Genomic DNA, 25,440 nt, shown 5'->3' on the forward strand with positions numbered 1-25,440 from the left:
TGCAGCTCATTTCACGCTGTTTGCAGCAGTATCAATGTTTTATGGCAAAATATCAAACCCTACTTTACTATTGTTATACTACAATAGCCGAGGCTGAACAATTTGCAGCCGATCATCTTCAGTTTTGTAAAAGCTTAAACTTAACCGGCCGTATCATTGTGGCCGATGAAGGCTTGAATGGCACTGTTTCTGGTACGCCCGAAAGCTGCCAGGCTTACATGGATGCTGTTAAAGCCGATGGCCGTTTCAACTCGCTTGAGTTTAAAATTGATGAGGTAGACGAGCCTTCGTTTGTAAAAATGCATGTGCGCTACAAATCAGAAATTGTGCATTCAGGCCTGCGAAATCCCGAGATGATTAATCCGCAACAACAAACCGGCAAGCATTTAGAACCTGCTGAGTTTATGGCCATGAAGGACGATGACGATGTAGTGATTTTGGATGTGCGCTCGAACTACGAACACTCGGTAGGCCGTTTCAAAAATGCAGTTACACTGGATATTGAAAACTTCCGTGATTTTCCGTCAAAAATTAACGAGCTGGCCAAGTTTAAAGATAAAAAGATACTAACCTACTGCACCGGCGGCATTAAATGCGAAAAAGCTTCGGCACTGCTGTTGCACGAGGGTTTTGAAAATGTGTACCAGTTGCATGGTGGCATCATCAAATACGGTAAGGAAGCCGGCGGTAAAGATTTTGAAGGTAAATGCTACGTGTTTGATAACCGCTTAACGGTAGATGTAAACCAGGTAAACCCAACTGTAATTTCCACCTGCTACAATTGCGGTGCCACTACTGATAAAATGATCAATTGTGCTAATCCAGAGTGCAACGAGCATTTCACCCAGTGCGAAGAATGCGGCTGGAAAATGGACGGCTGCTGTAGCGATGCCTGCCAAACACATCCGCGCAAACGTGTATATGATGGTACCGGCTATTATGTAAAAGTGCCACAGCCGGTGAATATAAAGCTTACAAAGCCTGCCGTAACACTTACAGATGCGCAATAATAAAATTAGTTAATACTCAATAATTGATACAAAAGCTTGCCCGTTAAAGGCAAGCTTTTGTATTTTAAGGCAACCTGGTAGTGTAGCTGTTAAAATATAAGGTGTTGATTCAGAAAAGTTATGAATAATAAATAGATTTGAGCATCAACCAATTACAACCGTATGAGATACAAAAGAATAACAGCTGTGATAATTGCGGCTGCCCTGGCTACAGGTGTAACAGCGCAACCTAAATCCACTACCAGCAATGCCAAAATGAACCAGTTCATCAGCAACCTGATGAAACAGATGACACTGGATGAAAAGATAGGCCAGCTGGTACAGTACACCAGCGATATGGCGGTTACCGGCCCAACGGTAAATGCCAAATATAAGGAGGATATTCAAAAGGGCATGGTCGGCTCCATCTTCAATGCCTATACCCCGGCCTTTACCCGCCAGCTGCAGGAAATGGCCATTAAAGGCAGCCGCCTGCATATTCCGTTGTTGTTTGGGTACGATGTCATCCACGGGCATAAAACTATTTTTCCTATTCCGCTGGGCGAAACCTCAAGCTGGGATTTGGCCCTGATGCAAAAAAGTGCAAGCGTAGCCGCTGCCGAAGCCTCGGCCGATGGACTGCATTGGACGTTTGCGCCCATGGTTGACATTGCCCGCGACCCACGCTGGGGCCGTGTAGCTGAAGGGGCCGGTGAAGATACCTGGCTGGGGGTACAGATTGCCAAAGCCCGGGTAAAAGGTTTTCAGGGAAGCAACTACGATGCCGCCAACACCATTCTGGCCTGCGTAAAGCACTTTGCCGCCTATGGGGCCGTGATGGGTGGCCGCGATTACAATACAGTAGACATGAGCCGTCGCCAATTGATAGAAACTTACCTGCCGCCGTATAAAGCAGGTGTAGATGCAGGGGCAGCTACTTTCATGACCTCGTTTAATGAAATTGATGGTACCCCTTCAACTGCCAACCCTTGGCTTGTGAATGATTTGCTGCGCAAGCAATGGGGATTTAAAGGTTTTGTAGTAACCGATTATACGGCTATCAACGAAATGCTGAACCACGGCAATGTAGCCAACCTGAAAGAAGCAGGCGAAGCCGCTATAAACGCTGGTATTGATATGGATATGCAGGGCGGCGTATTTCAAAACAACCTGAAAGCTTCGGTAACACAAGGCAAGGTGGCCGTGAAAACTATCGACGATGCCTGCCGCCGGATTTTAGAAGCTAAATACAAATTAGGACTGTTTACTGATCCTTACCGTTTTTCTAACGAGGAACGCGCCAAAAATGAGATTATGAGTGCTGCCAATTTGGAAGCAGCGCGTGATGCTGAACGTAAATCGATTGTTTTGCTGAAGAACTATCAGCAGGTGCTGCCTTTGAAAAAGTCGGGTTCTATTGCATTAATTGGCCCGCTGGCCGATGCCAAACGCGATATGATTGGCAACTGGAGTGCAGCGGGTGATTGGAATAAAGCCGTAACCCTTTTAGAAGGCATGAAAAACGTAGCAGGCAACAATGTAACTATTACTTATGCTAAAGGTGCCAATTTAACCGACAACCCGGATTTGCTACGCCAGCTAAACGAGCAGGGAGGTAACCTGAGCAGTGATAACGCTGATGATTTGTTGAAAAATGCTATGGATGTAGCAAAAAAAGCTGATGTAGTTGTATTGGCTGTAGGCGAATCGCAGGGCATGACCGGCGAAGCCGCCAGCCGTACTGATATCAGCATACCTGAAAGTCAAAAGCGTTTAATGCGCGAAATTTATACTTTGGGCAAACCAGTAGTGTTGGTGCTGATGAATGGCCGGCCGCTTACTTTAGAGTGGGAAGACGCCCATTTTCCGGCCCTGCTGGAAGCCTGGTTTGGCGGTACCCAGGCCGGTAATGCCATTGCCGATGTATTGTTTGGCAATTACAACCCGGCAGGAAAACTGACGATGAGCTTTCCGCGCAATGTAGGCCAGATTCCGGTATATTACAGTGCTAAAAATACCGGTCGCCCGGCTGATCCACGCAATAAATATTCTTCCAAATATTTGGATTCGCCTAATGATCCCTTGTATCCGTTCGGTTATGGGTTGAGCTACACCACCTTTACTTACTCGCGCCCGCAAATTGATAAGAAAACGATTAAAGCAACCGATAAACTAAACGTTACGGTAACTGTTACTAACAACGGAAACTACGATGGCGAGGAAACAGTGCAACTCTATATACGTGATATGGTAGGCTCGGTAACCCGCCCACTGAAACAATTGAGAGGGTTTCAAAAGGTATTTTTACGCAAAGGTGAATCACGTGATGTGCATTTTACCATCACCAACGAAGACCTGAAGTTTTATGATGTCAACATGAAATATACCAGCGAGCCCGGCGACTTTAAAGTATTTACCGGGCCTAACTCCATGGATACGCAGGAACAGGATTTTAAACTCGTATTATGATCAAATACTACAGGATATTAATTTTAGGAATGCTAAGCCTCGGCTTGGCATTTCCTGTTTTAGGGCAGGGGCAAGTTAATTCAGCTTATGAGCGGGGGAGTTATATCAGCAAAGGCGATACTTTACCTTACCGCATACTGTTCCCTTTAAACTTTAACCCTGCACAAAAGTATCCTTTGCTTATTGTACTGCATGGAGGTGGCGAACGGGGTAATGATAACGAGGCGCAACTGAAATGGGGAAGTGATTTATTTTTAAGAGATAGCATCCGGAATGAATACCGCGCAATTGTGGTGTTTCCGCAATGCTCGAAAGATAGTTACTGGTCGAACGTGAAAATAGATACGGTAGATGGAAAACGAACTTTTCATTTTCGTGAAGGTGGCGAGCCTACCAAAGCCATGCATGCCTTATTGGGTTTAATAGATCAACTCACCGATAAACCTTACATCAATACCAAACGCATCTATGCAGGAGGCCTTTCCATGGGCGGCATGGGTACGTTTGAGTTGCTGCGCCGTAAGCCAAAGCTGTTTGGGGCTGCATTTACCATAGCCGGTGGCGATAATACCAATAATGCAAAGGCATATGCCAAGCGTGTACCGCTCTGGATATTTCATGGCGAAAAAGACGATGTGGTGCCGGCCGATCACTCACGAGTAATGATAACCGCTATACAGGAAGCCGGCGGCAACCCCAAACTTACCTTATACCCCAATGATACCCATAATAGCTGGACTGATGCGTTTAACGAACCGGCGTTTCTGTTCTGGCTGTTCTCGCATCATTTGTAAGGTTATGAATATAAATCTGTGATTATTTTCATGGCGAGCGGTAGCGTGGTCATCGCTTGCTATAAAGAGGAGCAGATGCCTTCGTGCGGTTGCCATGCTGTTGCTCGCAATTACAGGGGGGTAAACAAAGTGACTTAAAAGAATTATTCTTCTCCTTCAGGTGGCTTTGGTTTCACCATTTTGGGTGTAAAGCGGGGCTTGTAAGCCGGTTTTGGTGCATCGGCAGTTACAGGTGTTTCTGATACGGATGCATCTGGGTTGGGTGCCGGGTCAGTAGTATCAGCAGCGGGTGCATGTATGGGAGTCGGCTCCTCTGTTGGTAACGGTGGCGTTGCTGACTTGGTAATGCTGGGTTTGAAACGAGGTTTAAACGCAGGTTTGGGTGTATTAGCCACCGCTGCATTTTCGGCAGTTGATTCCAGAGACTCAGTGCTAACTGTATCTGTATGTTCTGGCGTTGCAGGTGCAGGTTGCGGGGCTTCAGAGGTAACTTCAGGTGCGGGTGCATCAGCAGGCGTTGCAGTTTTTGTTATACCCGGTTTAAAACGGGGCTTAAAAGCCGGTTTAGCAGGTGATACTGCTGGTGGCTCATCTGCCGGTATTGGTGGCATAGCCTCTGGCTGCTGATTAGCCGGTTCGGTTTTGGGTTTAGATTGACCTGCATTGGTTACACCTGGCTTAAAGCGGGGCTTAAAAGCAGGCTTAACGGGTTCAGGAGTTGGTTCAATGGGCTGGGTATCCACTTTTGCATCAGCTGCTTCCGGGGCAACCTCAGGTGAGGTTTGGGCTGCATGTTTATTGATTTCCTTTACCTCATCTAATGATTTTTCAGGCATCGGTTTTTTAAAGCGTGGCTGAAAACCGGGCTTTACCGCCGGGGTAGCTTCTTCAGCCAAGGTTTCGGTTATGGTTTGCTCCGATATTTGATTTTCAAACCTTACCTTTTCCACTTTGGGTTCAGGGGGCAGGGGGTATTGATGGCGTAGCTTGTTAAACCAATATTTTTTGGTATGGTCGAAGCTCTTATCGCCCATTTGCTCAAAGTGAGTTTTAAATTCAGCAAATAGCGCTTGGTCTGCTGCCTGCAGCAAATCCAAGCTGATTTTCTTCTTTTTAAAAAACTCTTCGAACGTCATTGATTTACATTATCAGGGTTACACCGGAATTTCAATGCCTAATTCAGCCCACTTGATGCCGTAAGCTGTGGTGGTCCAGTTGTTGCGCTCTTCTTCGGTGGCTTGTTGCAGTTTGGGATAAAATGCCAGCGGGAATGCGGCTTGTTTACCATCCGGCTTTTCTACGTATAGCATGTCGCCTTCAATAGATACCTTGAAATTCTGCTTTTGATTGCGTGAAGTGAAAATAGCCATGGTGGTATAATTATGTTTTAAACGTTGTTATTGCGAGGTTCACAAGCTGGAAATCGCTCGCAATAACATTAATGTTTGGTTTTATCTTAAGACTGAAGCCTTATCCCTTACGTCAAAGTTTACGCCATATTGTGGTACACCGCCTGCACATCATCGTCTTCTTCCAGGCGGTCAATCAGCTTCATCACATCGGCAGCACCTTCTTCCGAAACCTCGGTAGTAGATTGCGGAATGCGTTCCAGTTTAGCTGATTTTACTTCAATGCCCTGCTCTTCCAATGCTTTTTGCATCTTACCAAAGTCTTCAAACGCAGTATGGATCACACCCTCGTCCTGGCCTTCTTCATTGGTTTCAATAAATAGGTCTTCAAGTCCGGCATCAATCAGTTCAAACTCCAGTTCTTCCAGGTCGCGTTCGCCCGGCTCAAAGCGGAATACCGCCTTGCGGGAAAATACAAAATCTAATGAGCCGGTTTTGCCCAGGCTACCGCCCACTTTGGTGAAATAGCTGCGCACATTGGCCACAGTACGGTTAGTATTATCAGTAGCGGTTTCAATTAAAACAGCTACGCCATGCGGTGCATAGCCTTCATATACCAGCTCCTCGTAATCTTTTTCGTCTTTGCTAGAGGCACGCTTGATGGCAGCCTCCACACGGTCTTTCGGCATGTTTACCGCTTTTGCGTTTTGCATTGCGGTGCGCAGGCGCGAGTTGGTTTCGGGGTTAGGTCCGCTGTCTTTTACAGCCATTACAATTTCTTTACCCAATCGGGTAAATTGTACGGCCATTTTCGCCCAGCGCTTAAATTTTCTTTCTTTTCTAAACTCAAATGCTCTTCCCATATATCTTGGTTGATTTCACGTGTTATTGAATTTCACCGATTGCAGATTGATTTCATCGAAGGCAATCTGATTATTTTGTATATCAAGTAAACCAATCAGTGCAATCACTCTCAATAATCAGTGTAATTCTTTATAAACTACAAATTTACAGTATTCTTTAAGTTTTCAAGCATGGTTTGGGTGAGCCGGGGCAAATCATACTCCAGTTGCCAGCCCCAGTCCTGCTGTGCTGCGCTGTCGTTTATAGATTGCGGCCAGCTGTCGGCAATGGCCTGGCGCGGATCATCTTTGTATGAGATGCTAAATTCAGGCAGATGCTGTTGTATTTCTTTAGCCAACTGCTCGGGCGTAAAACTTATACCAGCTAAGTTATAGCTTGAGCGGATTTTTATCTGTTCTGCCGGGGCATTCATCAGTTGCAGGGTAGCACGTATGGCATCATCCATATACATCATAGGCAGGGCCGTATTGGCCGAAAGGAAACTTTGATAGGTGCCTGTTTTTAAAGCTTCATGAAAAATGTGAATGGCATAATCAGTAGTGCCGCCGCCGGGTGCCGTTTTCCAGCTGATGAGGCCCGGGTAGCGTATGCTGCGCACATCCAGCCCGTGCTTTTTATGATAATACTCGCACCAGCGTTCGCCGGCCAGTTTACTGATGCCATACACGGTGTTTGGGTCCATAATGCAGTACTGCGGCGTGTTCTGCCGCGGCGAATTAGGGCCAAATACGGCAATGGAGCTGGGCCAGAATAACTTTTGTACTTTAAATTCCACTGCCATGTCCATTACCTGTAGCAGGCTGTTCATGTTTAAATCCCAAGCCAGGCGGGGCTTTTGTTCGCCAACGGCAGAAAGGATGGCAGCTAACAGATATACTTGAGTCGGGCGATGAGCATTGAATATTTCGTGCAGGCGTTCTTTGTTCAGTACATCCAGTTGTTCGAAAGGGCCGCTCTGCGCCAGTATTTCATTGGCCGGATTTAAATCAGAAGCAATTACCTGCTCACTGCCAAACTTTTCTCTCAGGGCCAGTACCAGTTCTGTGCCGATTTGCCCGTTAGCGCCGATCACTAATATTTTCTCGCTCATCATCAGAATTTATGCGGGGCAAATGTAATGATTTTGGGGTTGTTGTTAGAGATGAGATTATTTTGTGCTGCTATCTGCTTTGTTGGGTTTATATTGCTATCCGCCGGTTTGAGTTTGTGCTGTGCTGATTGGCAATTTACTTTTTGCTTGATCAAAAAGTAACAAAAAATCAAGGCAGAAACAATCCTTCCCACCGCACAAGGCCACCGCATGCCTGGGCGGTTTCTGCCAGCCCACCGCGTCTGGGTGGAGAGGTGTTGTAAGTCTGTTCATACGCAAACACTAAACCGCCTGTGGTGCTGGCTGGCATTGCAGGGCAGGCCCCGTGCGGTAAAAAAGCCTAAGCGGGGATGTACTTGATTTATTCGCTATCGCTCATGAAATCGCTACGCTAAGTTTTTGGTTCTTTTGTATCAAGACAAAAGAATAATACCAAACAATACAACACCAGCACAAAACAAATACTATAACCACACACCTCAATAAAAAATCTTAACTTTGATATGCGCTTAACCTGTTGAGCGTTACAAATTATTTATAAACAGTTTAATAAAGAAAATGAAAGTCGCAGTTGTGGGTGCCACTGGCTTGGTAGGCACCAAAATGTTGCAGGTTCTGGATGAACGCAACTTTCCGGTAACAGAAATTATCCCCGTAGCTTCAGCCAAGAGTGTTGGTAAGGAAGTGATATTTAAGGGTAAGCCCTATAAGGTGGTAGCTGTTGAGGATGCGATTAAACAAAAGCCTGATGTGGCTATATTTTCGGCTGGCGGCAGCACTTCGCTGGAGCAGGCCCCCCTGTTTGCCGAAGCGGGCATCACTGTAATTGACAATTCATCGGCCTGGCGTATGGACCCTACCAAAAAGCTGGTGGTGCCTGAGGTGAATGCGGATGTATTGACCGCCGAAGATAAAATTATTGCCAACCCTAATTGTTCAACCATACAAATGGTAGTGGCTTTAAAGCCATTGCATGATCGTTATAAAATTAAACGTGTGGTGGTATCAACTTACCAATCGGTAACTGGCACTGGATTAAAGGCAGTAAACCAATTGATGGACGAGCGTAAAGGTATTGAAGGCCCCAAGGCTTATCCTTATCAAATCGATCTGAACGTATTGCCGCATATTGATGTGTTCCAGGATAACGGCTATACCAAAGAAGAAATGAAAATGATACTGGAAACCCGTAAAATAATGGGTGATGACAGTATCCGGGTAACCGCAACTACGGTGCGCATCCCGGTAATGGGCGGTCACTCAGAAGCGGTAAACGTAGAGTTTGAGCAGGATTTTGATTTGGCCGAAGTACGTGACATTTTAAGCAAAGCCCCCGGCGTAATTGTAACTGATGATGTGGCTAACCTGAAATACCCGATGCCGTTGGATGCACATGATAAGGATGAAGTGTTTGTAGGTCGCCTACGCAGAGATGAAAGTCAGCCCAATACCCTGAATGCCTGGATTGTATCTGATAACCTGCGCAAGGGTGCGGCTACCAATGCGGTGCAAATTGCTGAGTACCTGATGGAGAAAAACCTGATTGGTCAGGCTGTTGAGGCGTAATTAACAATATAAATTATAAATTAGCAGGGATAGTGACTCACTATCCCTGTTTTATTTAATCACATTGTAGTTATTTTTAAGGTTATAGCTAATAAGTAACAATAGCGAGCTCGGTTTTAAACATACTTAGATGATTTCCTTTGCGCATCGTGTTTTTATGGAGGTGGCGGCCAATTTGAGTTTTTCAAAGGCAGCGCATATCCTGTTTATTACTCAACCTGCCATCAGCAAGCATATTAAGGCGCTTGAAGATCAGTACAAAGTGCCGCTGTTTGAGCGCAAAGGAAACAGTATAGTGCTCACCGAAGCCGGCAAAAAACTGAACGAATACTTATTGCAGGCCATTGAAATTGAACGCCGTGCCGAATACGATTTATCTCTGCTAAGCAATACCTCACATGCATCCGGACATTTGCGATTAGGGGCAAGTACAACTATTGCGTTGTATATTTTGCCTTCTATTTTATCCGGTTTTCAGCAAAAAAACGCCAATGTGGATATCCAGTTGGTGAACCGAAATTCTGAATATATTTTGAATGCCCTGCTTACCCATGAGGTGGATTTGGGCATTATTGAGGTAGATAACAAACTGACCACCGTATCTTATAAGCCATTCATGACGGATGAGGTCATCCCCGTTTGTTCGGCTAAAAGTCCGCTGGCAGGTAAATCATTATCTTTAAAGCAAATGTTAAAAACACCGGTGGCTTTACGCGAGCGGGGATCAGGTACGCTGAATGCATTGTTTAAAGCACTATCAGCCCATCATGTAAAACCGGCCGATTTAACCGTGAAAATTCGCTTAGGCGGCACAGAAGCTTTGAAGAACTTTATTTTAGCCGATCAATGTCTGGGCTTTTTACCGGAGCCGGCTATTGTGCGTGAGCTGGCTGCAGGCGATTTGGTAAAAGTGCCGGTAGAAGGGTTAAGAATTACCAGGAATTTCTATTTTATTCGTCGTAAGGGGACAGAAGACTATGGGCTTACGCATGATTTTACTGAATATGCTGCGCAGCATTTGGGGCCTTGACAGGCTATCGGTCAATAGTTTCTTTTTCCAGCTTTTCTTGCCGGCGCTTAAAGCTTTTAGCAAAACGATAATAAATGATACTGCTGGTCATACCTGCTATCAATGATTCAATAGCCACTTCGGTAGCCGATTCATGCAGTATCAGCCTGTTCAGCACTACGCCTGCGCTTTCTGAAAGCAGAATGAAAAAAAGAGTTTGAAATAAGAACTGTTTCATTTACAAACGTTCATGCTGTTAACCATGTGAGTGCTTTATACGCAAGCTAAGGCTCATTAGTTATTAAAATTATCGGACTCATAAATTAATAACTTCAACTAAGTTACAAATATATTTGTAGAAATGTCTCAAGCTAAAAAAGCACTCATTATTGGTGCCGGTATTGCCGGTATTGCAACAGCCATACGGCTGGCCATAAAAGGCTATACCGTAGAAGTGTTTGAAGCTAACAACTATGCCGGTGGCAAGCTCAGCGAGTTTGAACAGCAGGGTTACCGTTTTGACGCCGGCCCCAGCCTGTTTACTATGCCGCAATATGTAGATGAATTATTTAGGCTGGCAGGTAAAACCCCGGAGCATGAGTTTAAATACCAGCGGCTGGATACCATTTGCAACTACTTTTATGCCGATGGGAAACGTTTTACAGCTTATGCCAATGCAGATAAATTTGCAGCAGAAGCGGAACAGGTGTTGCAAGAGCCCGCTGCTCATATTCGCGGTTACTTCAAAAAAAGTAGAGCCATTTACCACATCACTAACCATGTTTTTTTAGAGCAGTCATTGCACCGGCTAAAAACCTACTTAAACTGGAGTACCCTGAAATCGGTAATGCGCTTACCGCAGATTGATGCCATGCGCACCATGCATAAAGCCAACGCAAAACAGTTTGATAACCCAAAGCTCACCCAATTTTTTGATCGTTATGCCACTTACAATGGTTCTAATCCTTACCGGGCACCAGCTACATTGAATGTGATTCCGCATTTGGAGCAGCAATTTGGGGCTTATTTTCCGGAGGGTGGCATGTACAGCATTACTTTAAGCCTGGTGAAGTTAGCTGAAGATTTGGGCGTTAAGTTTCATTATCAGCAACCGGTGCAGCAAATTGTAGTGGCCGGTAAAAAGGCAACGGGTATAAAGGTAAATGATGTGTACATTAAAGGAGATATTGTGATATCTAATATGGATGTATGGTTTACTTACCGCAAGTTATTGCAACAGCACCCGCATCTTTTTCCTGAAAAAATACTGAACCAGGAACGCAGTAGTTCGGCATTAATATTTTATTGGGGCATCAGCAGGCAGTTTCCGGAACTGGATTTGCATAATATCTTTTTCAGCGCCGACTATGAGGGCGAGTTTAACCATATCTGGCAACAGAAAAATATTAGCGCCGACCCTACTGTTTACCTCAACATCAGCTCAAAATGCAAGCCCGATGATGCACCCACCGGGCACGAGAATTGGTTTGTAATGATTAACGTGCCTGCCAACACCGGGCAGGATTGGGATAAGCTTATTGACGAAGCCCGTAAAAATATCATCCAAAAACTGACTCTTCAATTGGGGCAAAACATTGCATCACTTATTACCTGCGAAAGTATATTGGACCCGCGCAGCATTGAAAGCCGCACCTCATCTTATCAGGGCTCTTTATATGGCACCAGTTCTAATAACCAGTTTGCTGCCTTTTTGCGCCACGCCAACCGATCTTCAAAAATCAATAACTTGTATTTCTGCGGTGGCAGTGTTCATCCCGGTGGTGGTATTCCGCTGGCTTTGCTGTCGGGTAAAATTGTAAGTGAATGGGTACCTGTGGTTGAAAAGCAGGCCTTTTAGTACCGTTGTTTAAGGTTATAAGCCTTTTTCTATATTTGCCTGCTATGGGTTTTTCGAATTTGCCCGAACTGGGCCGTGTACATTACCATGAGTACGGAAGTGGAGCCAAGCCACTACTGGCTTTTCATGGCTATGGCATGACGGGAAGGCAATTCCATGTGCTGGAAAAATCCATCCTACAGGAGTATCATGTATACGGTTTCGATCATTTTTTTCACGGCGAAAGCAGTTTAATCGGTTGGGAAGAGAAGCAAATTATTGCCGGTATGCCTAAAAAAATGGTAAAAGCCTATCTGGAGCAGTGGTTCCGACAATTCGGACGGCAGCGCATTAGCGTGATGGGATATTCTATTGGTGCTAACCTGGCGCTGCTGTTGGTTGAGGAGTTTGGAGAGTACATCGATGAAGTTATTTTGATGGCGCCCGACGGGCTGGCAGTATACAAAGGCTTTCACTTTTTAACCCATCATTGGGCAGGTAAGGGGCTATTCAGGTGGGTAAGCAAAAGTAATTGGTTGGCTCCGGCAGTTTTAAAAGGACTAAAGCAGGTAAAATTTATTGACGAAAGCCTGTACCGCATTGCCTATAATGAGGTAGATACGCAAAAGAAACGACTGGATGTATACTATACCCTTAACTTGATTAAACTGCTGCGGCCTGATGCAGAAAAGATAGCGCAGCAAATCAATCAGCACAACATCAAATGCCGGTTCATATTCGGTAAAGATGATTTGTTGTTCCCCTTAAAAGCGGCGCAGCCATTTATTGCTAAATTGCAGCAGCCGCAGGTACATGAGGTAAATATGGGCCATTGGCTGGTTACCCCCGAGCTGGACGCATATCTGGTAAATACAACCGAGCATGATTGAACACAAAAGAAGCGATTGGGCACAAACCCTGCTGGCACCTTATGTGGCTTACCGCATACGCAAAGCATTTAAAGTGTTTCACCATACACCGGTTGCCATTAAGCCAGACCATTCAGTATTGCTGTTGTGCAATCATTTTAGTTGGTGGGATGGTATTTGGGCTGGGCACCTCACTTACCGTCATCTGGGCCGCAGGTTTCATATCATGATGCAGGAGGACCATTTAATGCAGCGGTCTTACTTCAGGCATGTGGGCGGTTTTTCCATTAACCCAAAATCAAGAGAAGTAGTGCAGTCGCTAAATTATACAGCCGAAATTTTAAGCAACCCGACTAATTTGGTTGCCATGTTTCCGCAGGGCGAACTGGTATCTAATCACGCTACGGATATTCACATTGAAAAGGGTGTTGCCCATATCATTAAAAAAGTAAAAGGCAACTGTCAGATCATTTACTACAGTGCTTTTATTGATTATTTTGAAAGCCTGAAACCCTCTGTCTACCTGCACTTGCTGGATTGCGGAACTAATCATGATTTTGATTTTGAGAAGTTAAAAGAGCAGATTAATACATTTCATCAGCAAGCGCTGAAAGATCAGGTACATGTAGCGCATTGATAATCAGCATAACCACTTGTCATCCTGAGATCCGTCGAAGGATGGGTGCAGAGCGTTTATGGGTGCGGCCTGTGCACTATGCTTCGAGTACCTCAGCACGACAGCACCAACAGCTTATGCATTAATCCAACTTATGTTATAAATTTTCTCTAAGCAATTTGTATTTTGCCGCTGCGGCATGATCTATCCCAGAAAAAATAAATTCATTCATTCCTTCTTCCATCATTATGTGGGGCACATACTCCGCCGTAATTTTAAAGCATTGCATTTTGGCTCAATTGAGGTTAAGCCAGACAAATCGATATTGCTGCTGGCTAACCATTTTGGCTGGTGGGATGGCTTTATTCTATATTGGCTAAATCATCTGCGCTTCAAAAAACGTTTTCATATCATGATTCTGGAAGATACCGTACAGAAAGTATTTTTTTTGAAATACATGGGTGCTTTTTCCATGATAAAAAACTCGCGGGAGATGCTGATTTCCCTGCAATATGCAGCCGAATTATTGCAGGATCCCAATAACCTGGTACTTATATTTCCGCAGGGTAAACTATACTCTAATTTTGTAAATGAGGTACATACAGAGAAAGGATTAATGAAAGTGGTGCAGCCTGCATCCGGCAGGTTTCAATATGTATTAGCGGCTACCTTTGTCGAGAACTTTCAGCACAAAAAGCCTTCAGTTTATACCTACCTTAGCAGCAGCGAGATTGCGGTTACTGATATTAACCAATTACAGCAGCTTTATCAGCAACATTACAGCTCGGCAAAACTGCAACACACTCAAAACGTTGTATAGGCGTGGTTTTTTATATTCTTCTGTTTGTTGTCTGCATTTTTATTGTACTGCGTTTTGTAGTTACACTATTCAATTTTATTTCAGACCCCAAATTGCGCCGCGTAATTAAAATGCAGGAAGATTTGGTATCTATACTCATTCCTGCCCGCAACGAGGCACACCAGATACTTACCCTGCTGGAGAGCATTGTTAACCAAGAATACAAAAATTATGAAGTAATTATCTTGGATGATGACTCCGATGACGATACTTATAAACTATGTGCCGACTTTGCAGAGCAACATCCGCAGTTCAGTGTCATCAAAGGCCGCCCGCTAGCCGAAGGCTGGCTGGGTAAAAATTTTGCCTGCTTCCAGCTGGCGCAACAGGCCAAAGGCAAGCACCTGATGTTTTTAGATGCCGACGAAAAAATCAGTCGCGGATTGATTAACAGCGCAGTTTACCGCCTTAAGGCCAACCGCCTGGCACTGCTTAGCTTATTTACCAACCAGGTAATGCAAACCGCAGGTGAAAAGCTAACCGTACCGCTTATGCATTACCTGTTGCTCAACCTGCTGCCTATCCGATTAATTTACTTATCGAAAAACTATGCATTTGCTGCAGCCAGCGGGCAGTTTATGTTGTTTGATGCCGAAATATATCGCCGGGAGCAATGGCACCGCCAGGCCAAAAACCGCGTGGTAGAAGATGTAGAAATTATGAAGCAAGTAAAATTGGCCGGTTACAAAGGCGAAGGCCTGCTGGCCAACGGGTTTATCTATTGCCGTATGTACAGTAATTATGGCGAGGCGACCCGGGGCTTTAGTAAAAACTTTTTAGCTGCCTTTAATTACAGTGTAATTGGCTTTCTTATTTACCTGATTGTAATTATATGCGGCCCTTTATTAATCCTCAGCACCCTAAACATTCCATTTATTATAATGATGTATAGCTTGATTATCCTCTCACGGGTAATGATTTCCATGCTCTCGGGCCAAAATGTATTCATAAATATTGTACTGCATCCCCTGCAGATGCTCACCCTGGGTTTAATTGGTGTAATGGCCATTCAAAATCACCTTACTAAAAATGCCGTATGGAAGGGAAGAAGAATAGTCTGAGCCATACCACGGTTGCCATTATTGTTATCGTCCTGTTTCATGCCGTAGGCCTGGCTGGTTTTCTGATTCCTGCCACCCGCCCGCTGTTTCTACAAATTGTGCCTTTCCATTTATTATTAATGCTGCTAGTCATTATTTACAGTTATGGCCGAGTTGATGCACGTTTTATAGGATTTATATTGGTGGTATATATCATAGGTTATACTGCAGAGTGGATAGGCGTGCATAAAGGGTGGCTGTTTGGCGAATACAATTATGGCAAAACACTGGGTTTTAGTATCAGCGGTATTCCACTTACTATGGGTATTAACTGGTTGCTCCTTATTTATGGTGCCGGGGTAACCATGCAATATTCAGGCATTAAAGCAGCAATACTACGAGTACTGATAGCCGCACTGTTGTTGGTAGGTTTGGATGTAATGATAGAACCCACTGCCCAGCGTTTTGATTACTGGCAATGGGGCGGGGGTAATGTTCCTTTAGGTAATTATGGCGGGTGGTTTATAGTGAGTATACTATCGCTATCAGTTTTTGAGTTATTTAAGTTTAAAAAGCAAAGTTTAGCCGGGCCGGTGCTGCTGCTGGTACAGGCGGTGTTTTTTGCTTTATTGCTGCTGGCCTAAACTAATTGCGAGTTGTGCCGTTTTTAACGTAATTTTGTATTACTATGGGCGAATATGGATTACAGGTAACCATTGATGAGGATTCGGGCTTTTGCTTTGGTGTAGTATATGCTATTGATATGGCCGAAGAAATACTGGCTGAAGATGGCTACTTATACTGCCTGGGCGATATTGTACACAACGATGAAGAGGTAGAGCGGCTGAAAGCCAAAGGCCTGCGCATTATTGAGCATGAGGAGCTAAAGGGTTTACACAACGAGAAAGTACTGATCCGTGCCCACGGCGAAGCGCCCGAAACCTACCGCATTGCCATGGAAAACAACATCATGCTTATTGATGCCTCCTGCCCGGTAGTGCTTAAACTGCAAAACCGCATCAAAACCTCGCATGATGCCAAGGATAATATCCTGATTTTCGGCAAACACGGCCATGCGGAAGTGATTGGCTTGCAGGGGCAAACCAATGGCGAGGCACTGGTATTTCAGGATTTGGCCGAACTGGATAATGTAGAACTACCACAGCAAATTACGCTTTACAGTCAAACTACCAAAAGCACCGCCAAATTTTACGATATCAAAAACACCTTAATTGAGCGTGGCTACGAAGTAAAAGCGAACGATACCATTTGCCGGCAGGTATCTAACCGCGATAAGGAACTGCCTAAATTTGTAACTCAATTTGATAAGATTGTATTCGTATCAGGCAAAAAGTCTTCTAACGGAAAGGTGTTGTTTGAAGTATGCCGCAAATATAATCCTGATACCTATTTCGTTTCTTCGGCAGATGAACTGCATGCCGAAATGTTTGCGCCTCATGATAAAATTGGCATTTGTGGCGCTACCTCAACCCCCATGTGGCTGATGCGACAAGTAAAAGCCCGGCTGGAAAGCTATTAAATTTTATTATGTATGCGCAGGCCCGTATCCAACGCCGGAATTTTAGTTGCACTGCTGGTCATCGGTTGTTGGGTAACTTCTACGTTGCTGTTGATGCAATGGCAGGTGAATTGGCGCAATCCTTTGCTGTACCTGTTTATGCTGCTGCAAATGCACCTGTACACCGGCCTGTTCATTACCGCCCACGATGCCATGCATGGCACGGTAGCTTCAAATCCGAAAGTTAACACCCTGATAGGCTGTGTTACTACTTTTTTGTACGCGGCATTTTGGTATCCCAAACTGTATACCAAGCACCACAAGCACCACAGCCATGTGCACAGCGATGATGACCCCGACTATCATCATGGCAATTTTGTCACCTGGTATTTTACCTTCATCCGCAATTACCTTTCCATTTGGCAAGTTATATTTATGGCGGCTTTATTCAATATTTTAATGATTTGGATACCGCAGCCTAACCTGATTTTGTTTTGGGTGGTGCCTTCGCTGTTAAGCACTTTGCAGCTGTTTTATTTCGGTACCTATCAACCCCACAAAGGCGAGCACGAAAACCCCCATCATTCCCGCACCCAGTCCAAAAACCATGTGTTTGCGTTTTTGTCCTGCTACTTTTTTGGTTACCACTACGAACACCATGCCTCACCCGGTACACCATGGTGGAAGTTGTGGCGAATGAAGTGATTCTTTTTGTTTTTTGTGGTGCTACCCGCTTTGTTAGGCTTGTGCTGTATGTTGGTTGTTGTTCTTTTGTCTTGATAGAAAAGAACCAAAAACTTAGCGTAGCGGTCTCATGAGCGATAGCGAATAAATCAAGTAAAGCGCGCTTAGGCTTTTTTGCCGCACAAGGCCACCGCTGCAAAGGCAGTCAGCACCACAGGCTGTTTAGTGTTTGCGTATGAGCGGCTTGTGCTTTGTTTACTGGCAGTGCAAACACTAAAAGGCCTCTTGCCTGCGCTCAAGGCCACCAAGTGCTGCCCTCCTTTCGCCCAAAGCTGAGGGGCTGACAAAGGAATAGAGTTAAGAATCAAGAGCCAAGAAGCAAGAATCAACTGGTACTACACCTATCACCACCACGTCATTGCGAGGAACGAAGCAATCTCTATGCATCCTGTCTTAGTCAGGTGGTGAAAGATTGCTTCGTACCTCGCAATGACGCAGTGGTGTCAAGCATTTTGTTCATTCTTAATCTTATAAATTCTGATTAAGTCAGCTCCCCTCAATGCACATCAATACCCTACTTATGTGGCCTTGGCTTTTTCGGCTGTTACCGCAGTTGCCTTCCCACTGCACACCTCAAAGAAAAAGACGCAGCCACGAGTTTTCTTTTTGGTTCTTTTTCTTTTGCGGAAAAAGAAAAAGAACATCCACTGACATTCATACACGACAACCCTGGCCTCATGAAACACTAAATCAACATTTTTAACCCAGAATCACTAAAACCCTACTCATACAAGTGATAAAAAGAACAACAGCATAACCACTGTTGTTAAACCATGTATGCCCAATACCCTCCGCCTTATTTTAGGCGATCAACTCAACAGTCAGCACCACTGGTACCAGAAAGTAAACCCTGAGATTACTTATGTCATGATGGAAGTAATGCAGGAGCAGCAGTATGTATTTCATCATGTGCAAAAGATACTGGCCTTTTTTGGGGCAATGCGCAACTTCGCACATCAATTAAAAAAAGCAGGACACCAGGTGGTTTACATTAACCTGGATACACCGGAGAATACGCAGGATATTGAGCATAACTTGAAGCGGCTCATTGAACAGCACCACATCGAAAATTTTGAGTACCAGTTGCCCGATGAATACCGGCTGGATGAGCAATTAAAATTGATTGGTAAAGGTTTAGGCATTGAAACCTCAGTAGCCGATACCGAGCATTTTTTAACCCAGCGCGACGATGTTCGTAACTTTTTCGGCGGCAAAAAGAATTACTTGATGGAATCTTTTTACCGCTATATGCGCGAGCAAACCGGCGTGCTAATGCATGGCGACAAGCCCATTGGTCAGCGTTGGAATTTTGATGCTGATAACCGTAAAAAGTATGACGGTGCAGTGCCGCTCATTCCGCCCATTAGTTACAACCATGATGTATCGGCATTGAAAGAGATGATTGACCGGATGGGGGTAAGATACTTTGGTAAGGTGGATGAGAAAAGTTTAGAATGGCCGCTATCCCGCAAGGAGGCTTTAAGTTCGCTGGATTATTTCTGTGAACACCTGCTGCCGCACTTTGGTACTTATGAAGATGCCATGTTGCAGCAACACATCAGCTTATACCATTCGCGCATGTCGTTTGCGCTAAACTCCAAGCAGATTGCGCCGCGCGAGATCATTAACAAAGTAGTACAACACTGGCAGCAACATCAGCAGGCGATTTCTTTGGCGCAGGTAGAAGGCTATGTGAGGCAGGTGATGGGCTGGCGCGAGTTTATGCGGGGCGTGTACTGGGCACAAATGCCGGAGCTGGAACAAAAGAATTACTTTAATCACCAAAATAAAGCACCGCACTGGTATTGGGATGGGCAAACCAAAATGAACTGCATGGCCAAGTGCATTGGGCAATCCTTGGAGCATGCCTGGGCACATCATATTCAGCGCCTCATGGTCATCGGTAATTTCTCGCTGATTGCCGGCTTACACCCCGATGAGGTGGATGAATGGTATTTGGGTGTATATGTGGATGCCATACAATGGGTAGAAATTACCAATACCCGCTGCATGAGCCAGTTTGCTGACGGTGGCCTCATTGCCTCAAAACCCTATGCTTCTACGGCAGCCTACATCAACAGGATGAGCGATTACTGTAAGCATTGCCATTACGATTACAAAAAGCGCCATGGCGAACGGGCCTGCCCCTTCAACAGCCTGTACTGGAATTTTTTAGACCGCAACGCTGATAAGCTGAAAAGCAACCCCCGCATCGGTATGGCCTACAAACACCTCAACAACATGAGCCGAGAGGAACTGGAAGCGGTGAATGAGCAGGCGGCTGCTTATATTGATGATTTGGAGAATTTGTAAACTAGCTAAAACTTTGCCTGTACCCAACGCTTCTTCGCTTAAGTGTCCTAGCATGAGCGAAAAAGCGTTGGGCCTATTTGTAACCAATCACATCCTTTCTAACCTCTTTACGCCAGCGCTTGCCATATTGCTGATCAAGGTATTTAAAGATAACTTTATTATAAGCTAACATGCAAGTTTGGTCTGGTGGCGTACAGCCATATTCATAATATTTCAATTTATACTTCATCTCAAAAGTTTCTTGTCCGTGGTAATAGACAGGGGCAATACCACCGGCAAGTAAGAGTTTGACATTACTATGCTGAATATCTACAACTGCTTGACTGGCATCTATATCACATGCATTTAGCTCAATGATAAAGGGGATAATCGAATGGCCATTAATGATAAAAGTGCTATCAAGTTTGTAATTTTTGTTTATCAAATGATATTTCCCGTTCGGCAAGTCTTTAAAAGCAAATTGGCCTAAACTGTCACTCGTAACAGAAGTAATCATTTTTTTACTACTGTCAGCTAAAGTAAGCGGCATAGATTTTAATTGTAACCCATTTATTATTGTGCCTTTGATAACGAAAGTCTGACGGGATTGTGCGTTTACCATAATTGGTATTAAACAGATTAAGGCTATCGGTAAAGAAGTGATTATTGATTTAAAGGATAGGATCGGTTGCTTCATTTATTAGCAATATAATTGTCTTTCTTTAGTTTTTTAAATTTTTCCGGTTCTTTAAAGTTTGCAAGTTGAAGTTTATAAGTATAACAGCATAATAACTTTCCATATATTCACTTTTGTGAAAAGTCTCTTTGTCCTGTCCTTTATAGCCTTGTTTACTTGTAAAGCATTTGCACAACAACCGCTTCAACAAGCATTGAAAGGCAGAGTAAACGCTGAAGAACCTACTATGCCCACCAAGGATGCAGTAAGCCATAAAGGTGCTGAGGTGTATATTTATGATGCGGTAACCGGTTATAAAGTAATCAATAGTTCGCTTACTCTATTGTATGTAGGAGGTAGATACCCTAACCAGCTGTTAACAGTGTTGATTCAAGGTTTAAAGACTAATAAGGAATGTATAAATGCAAGGAAAGGCAAATGGCACTTTAGTGGCATTGTAAGCAGTTACAAGGGAAGGCCCGCTATTATAGTTACCAACGCTGTTCAATTGGGCCCCAAGATACAGATTTGATAAAAGGACTTACCCTTTTCCGCTCAAGCGTCCACGCTTGAGCGGAAAAGGGGGAATGTTAAAATCCCTAAACGAATTCAAATGGCTGCTATTAATTATCGGTTCTTTTTTGCAACGCGATTTCGCAGTACATAAAAGATAATGCCTGCAGATGTACAGGCTACTAAAATCAACGGTGTAATTTGCGGAATCATAATCGGTAATTGTTTTTTATGAATCTAATCAAACTTATCTGGAATTCTCAATATTACTCAATTATCCAAGCGTGGGTATTTGAGCGGGGATAAGATAATTACCAGTAAAAAGTAATAACAGTGCGTAAAGTAAAAATACTTTGAAACCTACTTTTAGTGTTTGGCCTTGTTGGTACTTGAAGTATTTGATTCTGCAGCCTTCCACATCAGTTCGAGTTCCAAGACACTTTCGTCAACTATTAAATTGGCTTCTTTGTTCAATTCATAAAAGTAATCGATGGTACGGTCTGTTGTTGGTGAATCAGCTCGGCCGCGCTTCATTTTTTCGTTATAATCTTCAAGTGAACGCAAAAAATAATGGTTAAGCTGTATTTTGTTTGAAGTATGGGTGGAAAGAGGGCCGTCAACACGCTCAAAGTTTTCATTTACAGTGTACCACCCTTTCTTCAGCCTGAAGTGATGCGGGTTGTAAGGCGCATCAATTGCGTACTGTGCTTGTACAATGCTTTTTACATGTTCATTGAACGACAGGCTTTTTAATGACCGGCGGATATAAGTAGAAAGTTGTGATTCGCTGCTCTTTTCATTTTGCCCGTTTGAACCAAACAGCAGCCAGTTAATGCATAATGCACCGTACTGTTCATAGTTTTTCAAAAAATCCGGAATGTTGCCATTAAGTGTTTTAACTACTATATATTCATCAACATCTATAAAAGCTATCCATTGGCAAATCGGGCCATATTGTTTCAGGCACCTGCCGTATACTTCCGTCTGTATGCCTTTACCTGCTACAACGGTTATGGTTACAATTCCTTGCCTTACATAATCTTTTAATGCTTCAGCCAGTGGCCAAGATGATTCATTATCATAAAAATAAAAATGCTCAACACCTGCCTTGCTATGGTAATCAATAAATTCTTCGAGGTAGCGTTTTTCCTCATCTTTTACGATACAGCAAATGGCAAGGCGGTAAGTAAATGAGCGTGGCTTATTAAATAATTTCTGTAACATTACAAAACTGGTTCAAGTTACGAAGGTAATTTTTAGAATGGAGATTTAGCTTTTACTTCAAGCCCTATCTCCAGTTCTTTAAAGTTTCCAAATTGAAGCTTTATGCCAGTAGTCCGTGACTATATGATTAACTACCTGCAAATGGTCTATATACTACCTTCAATCCCCTTCCGCCCCAAAATATAAACTTTCTGAAAACGATTTGCAAATTAAACCGTGTAACTTACCACAGTTATTGTTAATTTTGTACCGTTTTTAAAATAGGAACACCTATGGACCGTCTTTCGTACGTGAACAGCGGCAACGCTGATTATATAAACTCTCTTTACCAGTCTTACCAGCAAGATCCCGAATCGGTTGATTACGGCTGGCAGAAATTTTTTGAAGGCTTTGATTTCGGTCAGCAAACCGAAGGCGCAGCAGCAGGAGAGGCCCCGGCCGCAACCGGCGGCAATGCCCCCGAGCACTTCCTGAAAGAAATTAATGTGCTGAACATGATTAACGGGTACCGTACCCGTGGTCACCTGTTCACCAAAACCAATCCTGTGCGCGAGCGCCGCAAGTACTACCCAGGCAAAGAACTGGCAACTTTCGGCCTGAGCGATGCCGACCTGGACACCGTGTTTAATGCCGGTGTGGAAGTAGGCTTAGGCCCAGCCAAACTGCGCGACATCCGCGAATTGCTGGAGCAAACCTATTGCCAGTCTATCGGCGCCGAGTACCGCTACATCCGCGATCCGCATAAAATTAAATGGTTTGAGGAGCGTATGGAGAAAGGCCGCAATACGCCTAATTTCTCTATCGAAGAAAAGAAACGCATCCTGAACAAGCTGAATCAGGCCGTGGTGTTCGAAAACTTTTTAGGTACAAAATTCCTGGGCCAAAAACGTTTCTCACTGGAAGGTGCCGAGTCACTGATTCCGGCATTGGATTCGGTAATTGAGAAAGGGGCACACTTAGGCATCGAGGAGTTTACCATTGGTATGGCGCACCGTGGCCGCTTAAACGTGCTTACCAATATTTTGGGTAAAACCTATAAAGAAGTATTCTCGGAGTTTGAAGGCAAAACCTACGACCCTGAAACTACTTTTGGTGGCGACGTTAAATATCACTTAGGTTACTCTACCGATGTGGAAACCAGTAATGGTAACAAAGTACACCTGAGCCTTTGCCCTAATCCATCACACCTGGAAACGGTTGACCCGATTGTAGAAGGCTTAACCCGTGCCAAAATTGACGGCAAGTACAACAACGATAACAAAAAGATAGCCTCTATATTGATTCATGGCGATGCCTCAGTGGCCGGCCAGGGCATTGTATACGAGGTGCTGCAAATGGAAAAGCTGGACGGTTATCAAACCGGTGGTACCATCCATTTGGTCATCAATAACCAGATTGGCTTTACTACCAATTATAAGGATGCCCGCTCGAGTACGTATTGTACCGATGTGGCCAAAACTGTGCTCTCACCGGTACTGCACGTAAACGGTGATGACGCCGAGGCAGTGGTATATGTAATTAACCTGGCTATGGAGTTCCGTCAGGAATTTAATGAAGACGTATTTATTGATTTGTTGTGCTACCGCAGATACGGCCACAACGAATCTGACGAGCCGAAATTCACCCAGCCTACTTTATATAAAGCCATTGAGGCGCACCCGAACCCGCGCGAAATCTATAACCAGCAACTTTTGGCTCAGGGCAGCGTAGATGCCAACCTGGCTAAAGAGATGGAAAAAAGCTTCCGCGATTTATTGCAGGAAAAGCTGAACGAATCAAAATCAGAAGAGCGCTTTACCGAAAGCAAACCCATGTTTGCCGGTGCCTGGGAGGGTCTGCACATTGCCAAAACCGAAGAGGTATATGCCGATACCGAAACCAGGGTATCAGAAGAAACCCTGCTGGAGGTTGGCCGTAAATTAACCGAACTTCCTGCCGACAAACAGTTCTTCAAAAAAATTGAGAAACTGTTTGACGACCGCCGCAAAATGGTGAACGAAACCCGTACCTTTGACTGGGCTGTGGGCGAACTGATGGCTTACGGTACTTTATTAAAAGAAGGTCACCCGGTACGTTTAAGTGGTGAAGATGTAAAGCGCGGTACTTTCTCACACCGCCATGCGGTATTAACCCTGCCCGATACCGACGAAGAATACACTCCGCTCGATCACATCAGCGAGGAACAAGCCCGTTTCAGTATTTACAACTCTTTACTGTCTGAATACGGCGTATTGGGTTTTGAATACGGTTACGCTTTAGCTTACCCTGATGCGCTGACCATTTGGGAAGCTCAGTTTGGTGATTTTGCCAACGGTGCCCAAATCATCATCGACCAGTACATTGCCAGCGCCGAAACCAAGTGGAAGCGTGGTAACGGCTTAGTAATGCTGCTGCCACATGGTTATGAAGGCCAGGGCCCTGAGCACTCCTCAGCACGTATTGAGCGTTATTTGGAGCTTTGTGCCGATAACAACATACAGGTAGCTAACTGTACCACGCCTGCTAACTTCTTCCACATGCTGCGCCGCCAGCTACACCGCAATTTCCGTAAGCCATTGGTAGTGTTTACACCCAAAAGCTTACTGCGCAGCCCGGCCTGTGTATCTAAACTGGAAGACTTTACTCAGGGCGCTTTCCAGTTGTTAATTGATGACAGCTACGCAGAAACCAAAAAAGTGAAACGCGTGCTGTTCTGTACCGGCAAAATTTATTACGATTTGCTGGAGAAACAACAGGCCGACAAACGTACCGACGTGGCCATTGTGCGCGTAGAGCAATTGTACCCAACCCCGGTACTGGAGATGGAAGCTATCCAAGCCAAATACACCAATGCCAAAGATTTCATCTGGGTACAAGAGGAGCCAGAGAATATGGGAGCATGGCCATTCATGCTGCGCAAGTTCCGCAAGAGTAAGTTGCAATTGGATGTCATCTCACGTAAAGAGGCTGCCAGCACCGCTACCGGTTACTCTAAGCAGCACAACTCGCAGCAGTTGTACATTATTGCCAAAGCGTTTGAAGATGCTACCGCTGGTAAAGAGGTAAAAGAAACGGTGAAGGAAACCACCAAAGAAATGGCTAAAGCCAATGCTGATTAATTAATAGAATAAAATACAACCCT

23 protein-coding genes are annotated in these 25,440 nt (G+C 44.5%); 16 read left to right on the forward strand and 7 right to left on the reverse strand.

From position 1 onward, the window contains the following. The first annotated feature begins 41 nt into the window (after positions 1–41). The 3 genes from trhO (at position 42) to ACYVNW_RS17025 (ending at position 4,252) form a co-directional block, all read left to right on the forward strand. On the forward strand, positions 42–1,010 hold the full coding sequence (gene trhO, locus ACYVNW_RS17015) for an oxygen-dependent tRNA uridine(34) hydroxylase TrhO (RefSeq protein ID WP_460681118.1): 969 nt from the start codon (positions 42–44) through the stop codon (positions 1,008–1,010). A gap of 162 nt (positions 1,011–1,172) precedes the next feature. Next, the gene (gene bglX, locus ACYVNW_RS17020; protein ID WP_460681119.1) at positions 1,173–3,458 is read left to right on the forward strand and encodes a beta-glucosidase BglX; all 2,286 of its coding nucleotides are present in this window, start codon (positions 1,173–1,175) and stop codon (positions 3,456–3,458) included. Then, positions 3,455–4,252, forward strand: coding sequence for a carboxylesterase family protein (locus ACYVNW_RS17025; protein ID WP_460681120.1), 798 nt, complete (start codon positions 3,455–3,457; stop codon positions 4,250–4,252). Before bglX ends, ACYVNW_RS17025 begins: the two co-directional genes overlap by 4 nt. 143 nt (positions 4,253–4,395) lie before the next feature. Here the strand turns inward: ACYVNW_RS17025 and ACYVNW_RS17030 are convergent, their stop codons facing one another. The 4 genes from ACYVNW_RS17030 to ACYVNW_RS17045 form a co-directional block, all read right to left on the reverse strand. Continuing rightward, complete coding sequence (locus ACYVNW_RS17030) at positions 4,396–5,388, reverse strand: hypothetical protein (RefSeq protein WP_460681121.1); 993 nt, start codon at positions 5,386–5,388, stop codon at positions 4,396–4,398. A gap of 18 nt (positions 5,389–5,406) precedes the next feature. Further along, complete coding sequence (locus ACYVNW_RS17035) at positions 5,407–5,622, reverse strand: DUF2442 domain-containing protein (protein ID WP_460681122.1); 216 nt, start codon at positions 5,620–5,622, stop codon at positions 5,407–5,409. Positions 5,623–5,741: 119 nt separating this feature from the next. Next, on the reverse strand, positions 5,742–6,464 hold the full coding sequence (locus ACYVNW_RS17040) for a YebC/PmpR family DNA-binding transcriptional regulator (protein ID WP_460681123.1): 723 nt from the start codon (positions 6,462–6,464) through the stop codon (positions 5,742–5,744). Between the two features lie 137 nt (positions 6,465–6,601). Beyond that, positions 6,602–7,555, reverse strand: coding sequence for an NAD-dependent epimerase/dehydratase family protein (locus tag ACYVNW_RS17045; RefSeq protein WP_460681124.1), 954 nt, complete (start codon positions 7,553–7,555; stop codon positions 6,602–6,604). A gap of 558 nt (positions 7,556–8,113) precedes the next feature. Between ACYVNW_RS17045 and ACYVNW_RS17050 the strand changes: the two genes are divergently transcribed. Together ACYVNW_RS17050 and ACYVNW_RS17055 are read left to right on the forward strand one after the other, a co-directional pair. Continuing rightward, the gene (locus tag ACYVNW_RS17050) at positions 8,114–9,121 is read left to right on the forward strand and encodes an aspartate-semialdehyde dehydrogenase (protein WP_460681125.1); all 1,008 of its coding nucleotides are present in this window, start codon (positions 8,114–8,116) and stop codon (positions 9,119–9,121) included. Between the two features lie 130 nt (positions 9,122–9,251). Continuing rightward, positions 9,252–10,151 (forward strand): LysR substrate-binding domain-containing protein, encoded by a 900-nt coding sequence (locus ACYVNW_RS17055; RefSeq protein ID WP_460681126.1) that lies wholly within the window; start codon positions 9,252–9,254, stop codon positions 10,149–10,151. A gap of 4 nt (positions 10,152–10,155) precedes the next feature. On the opposite strand, the gene ACYVNW_RS17060 is transcribed toward ACYVNW_RS17055, so the two are convergent. Next, positions 10,156–10,368 carry a hypothetical protein gene (locus ACYVNW_RS17060; protein WP_460681127.1) on the reverse strand — a complete coding sequence of 71 codons (213 nt, stop codon included), beginning with the start codon at positions 10,366–10,368 and terminating at the stop codon, positions 10,156–10,158. Positions 10,369–10,491: 123 nt separating this feature from the next. Between ACYVNW_RS17060 and crtD the strand changes: the two genes are divergently transcribed. From crtD to ACYVNW_RS17105, 9 genes are all read left to right on the forward strand, one after another. Next, on the forward strand, positions 10,492–11,988 hold the full coding sequence (gene crtD / locus ACYVNW_RS17065) for a 1-hydroxycarotenoid 3,4-desaturase CrtD (RefSeq protein WP_460681128.1): 1,497 nt from the start codon (positions 10,492–10,494) through the stop codon (positions 11,986–11,988). Positions 11,989–12,032: 44 nt separating this feature from the next. Further along, positions 12,033–12,857: an alpha/beta fold hydrolase gene (locus tag ACYVNW_RS17070; protein ID WP_460681129.1), complete on the forward strand. Its 825-nt coding sequence runs from the start codon at positions 12,033–12,035 to the stop codon at positions 12,855–12,857. Continuing rightward, positions 12,850–13,473, forward strand: a complete 624-nt coding sequence (locus ACYVNW_RS17075; protein WP_460681130.1) for a lysophospholipid acyltransferase family protein — start codon at positions 12,850–12,852, stop codon at positions 13,471–13,473. The genes ACYVNW_RS17070 and ACYVNW_RS17075 overlap by 8 nt, the downstream gene beginning before the upstream one ends. A gap of 178 nt (positions 13,474–13,651) precedes the next feature. Then, positions 13,652–14,272 (forward strand): 1-acyl-sn-glycerol-3-phosphate acyltransferase, encoded by a 621-nt coding sequence (locus ACYVNW_RS17080; protein WP_460681131.1) that lies wholly within the window; start codon positions 13,652–13,654, stop codon positions 14,270–14,272. A 2-nt stretch (positions 14,273–14,274) separates the two neighbouring features. Next, entirely contained in the window at positions 14,275–15,372 is a 1,098-nt protein-coding gene (locus ACYVNW_RS17085) for a glycosyltransferase family 2 protein (RefSeq protein WP_460681132.1), read from the forward strand. After that, positions 15,348–15,995 (forward strand): carotenoid biosynthesis protein, encoded by a 648-nt coding sequence (locus tag ACYVNW_RS17090; RefSeq protein WP_460681133.1) that lies wholly within the window; start codon positions 15,348–15,350, stop codon positions 15,993–15,995. The genes ACYVNW_RS17085 and ACYVNW_RS17090 overlap by 25 nt, the downstream gene beginning before the upstream one ends. A gap of 44 nt (positions 15,996–16,039) precedes the next feature. Further along, the gene (locus tag ACYVNW_RS17095) at positions 16,040–16,891 is read left to right on the forward strand and encodes a 4-hydroxy-3-methylbut-2-enyl diphosphate reductase (protein ID WP_460681134.1); all 852 of its coding nucleotides are present in this window, start codon (positions 16,040–16,042) and stop codon (positions 16,889–16,891) included. A 12-nt stretch (positions 16,892–16,903) separates the two neighbouring features. Then, the gene (locus ACYVNW_RS17100; RefSeq protein WP_460681135.1) at positions 16,904–17,575 is read left to right on the forward strand and encodes a fatty acid desaturase; all 672 of its coding nucleotides are present in this window, start codon (positions 16,904–16,906) and stop codon (positions 17,573–17,575) included. 816 nt (positions 17,576–18,391) lie between these two features. Further along, the gene (locus ACYVNW_RS17105) at positions 18,392–19,927 is read left to right on the forward strand and encodes a cryptochrome/photolyase family protein (protein ID WP_460681136.1); all 1,536 of its coding nucleotides are present in this window, start codon (positions 18,392–18,394) and stop codon (positions 19,925–19,927) included. Between the two features lie 73 nt (positions 19,928–20,000). On the opposite strand, the gene ACYVNW_RS17110 is transcribed toward ACYVNW_RS17105, so the two are convergent. Next, positions 20,001–20,603, reverse strand: coding sequence for an FEKKY domain-containing protein (locus tag ACYVNW_RS17110; RefSeq protein WP_460681137.1), 603 nt, complete (start codon positions 20,601–20,603; stop codon positions 20,001–20,003). Between the two features lie 193 nt (positions 20,604–20,796). On the opposite strand from ACYVNW_RS17110, the gene ACYVNW_RS17115 reads away from it, so the two are divergent. Then, entirely contained in the window at positions 20,797–21,114 is a 318-nt protein-coding gene (locus ACYVNW_RS17115; RefSeq protein ID WP_460681138.1) for a hypothetical protein, read from the forward strand. Positions 21,115–21,461: 347 nt separating this feature from the next. Here ACYVNW_RS17115 and ACYVNW_RS17120 read toward each other — a convergent pair whose 3' ends face one another. Next, entirely contained in the window at positions 21,462–22,319 is an 858-nt protein-coding gene (locus ACYVNW_RS17120; protein ID WP_460681139.1) for a glycosyltransferase family 92 protein, read from the reverse strand. A 272-nt stretch (positions 22,320–22,591) separates the two neighbouring features. Here ACYVNW_RS17120 and ACYVNW_RS17125 point away from each other — a divergent pair, with 272 nt between their 5' ends. Then, positions 22,592–25,417 carry a 2-oxoglutarate dehydrogenase E1 component gene (locus ACYVNW_RS17125; protein WP_460681140.1) on the forward strand — a complete coding sequence of 942 codons (2,826 nt, stop codon included), beginning with the start codon at positions 22,592–22,594 and terminating at the stop codon, positions 25,415–25,417. The last annotated feature ends 23 nt before the right edge of the window (positions 25,418–25,440 follow it).

The sequence above is a fragment of the Mucilaginibacter koreensis genome (genome assembly GCF_054783355.1).

Excerpts from the sequence above, each read along its gene's own strand:
- trhO (WP_460681118.1), top strand. The coding sequence starts at position 42 with ATGGCAAAATATCAAACCCTACTTTACTATTGTTATACTACAATAGCC.
- bglX (WP_460681119.1), top strand. The coding sequence starts at position 1,173 with ATGAGATACAAAAGAATAACAGCTGTGATAATTGCGGCTGCCCTGGCT.
- ACYVNW_RS17025 (WP_460681120.1), top strand. The coding sequence starts at position 3,455 with ATGATCAAATACTACAGGATATTAATTTTAGGAATGCTAAGCCTCGGC.
- ACYVNW_RS17030 (WP_460681121.1), bottom strand. The coding sequence starts at position 5,388 with ATGACGTTCGAAGAGTTTTTTAAAAAGAAGAAAATCAGCTTGGATTTG.
- ACYVNW_RS17035 (WP_460681122.1), bottom strand. The coding sequence starts at position 5,622 with ATGGCTATTTTCACTTCACGCAATCAAAAGCAGAATTTCAAGGTATCT.
- ACYVNW_RS17040 (WP_460681123.1), bottom strand. The coding sequence starts at position 6,464 with ATGGGAAGAGCATTTGAGTTTAGAAAAGAAAGAAAATTTAAGCGCTGG.
- ACYVNW_RS17045 (WP_460681124.1), bottom strand. The coding sequence starts at position 7,555 with ATGAGCGAGAAAATATTAGTGATCGGCGCTAACGGGCAAATCGGCACA.
- ACYVNW_RS17050 (WP_460681125.1), top strand. The coding sequence starts at position 8,114 with ATGAAAGTCGCAGTTGTGGGTGCCACTGGCTTGGTAGGCACCAAAATG.
- ACYVNW_RS17055 (WP_460681126.1), top strand. The coding sequence starts at position 9,252 with ATGATTTCCTTTGCGCATCGTGTTTTTATGGAGGTGGCGGCCAATTTG.
- ACYVNW_RS17060 (WP_460681127.1), bottom strand. The coding sequence starts at position 10,368 with ATGAAACAGTTCTTATTTCAAACTCTTTTTTTCATTCTGCTTTCAGAA.
- crtD (WP_460681128.1), top strand. The coding sequence starts at position 10,492 with ATGTCTCAAGCTAAAAAAGCACTCATTATTGGTGCCGGTATTGCCGGT.
- ACYVNW_RS17070 (WP_460681129.1), top strand. The coding sequence starts at position 12,033 with ATGGGTTTTTCGAATTTGCCCGAACTGGGCCGTGTACATTACCATGAG.
- ACYVNW_RS17075 (WP_460681130.1), top strand. The coding sequence starts at position 12,850 with ATGATTGAACACAAAAGAAGCGATTGGGCACAAACCCTGCTGGCACCT.
- ACYVNW_RS17080 (WP_460681131.1), top strand. The coding sequence starts at position 13,652 with ATGATCTATCCCAGAAAAAATAAATTCATTCATTCCTTCTTCCATCAT.
- ACYVNW_RS17090 (WP_460681133.1), top strand. The coding sequence starts at position 15,348 with ATGGAAGGGAAGAAGAATAGTCTGAGCCATACCACGGTTGCCATTATT.
- ACYVNW_RS17095 (WP_460681134.1), top strand. The coding sequence starts at position 16,040 with ATGGGCGAATATGGATTACAGGTAACCATTGATGAGGATTCGGGCTTT.
- ACYVNW_RS17100 (WP_460681135.1), top strand. The coding sequence starts at position 16,904 with ATGCGCAGGCCCGTATCCAACGCCGGAATTTTAGTTGCACTGCTGGTC.
- ACYVNW_RS17105 (WP_460681136.1), top strand. The coding sequence starts at position 18,392 with ATGCCCAATACCCTCCGCCTTATTTTAGGCGATCAACTCAACAGTCAG.
- ACYVNW_RS17110 (WP_460681137.1), bottom strand. The coding sequence starts at position 20,603 with ATGAAGCAACCGATCCTATCCTTTAAATCAATAATCACTTCTTTACCG.
- ACYVNW_RS17120 (WP_460681139.1), bottom strand. The coding sequence starts at position 22,319 with ATGTTACAGAAATTATTTAATAAGCCACGCTCATTTACTTACCGCCTT.
- ACYVNW_RS17125 (WP_460681140.1), top strand. The coding sequence starts at position 22,592 with ATGGACCGTCTTTCGTACGTGAACAGCGGCAACGCTGATTATATAAAC.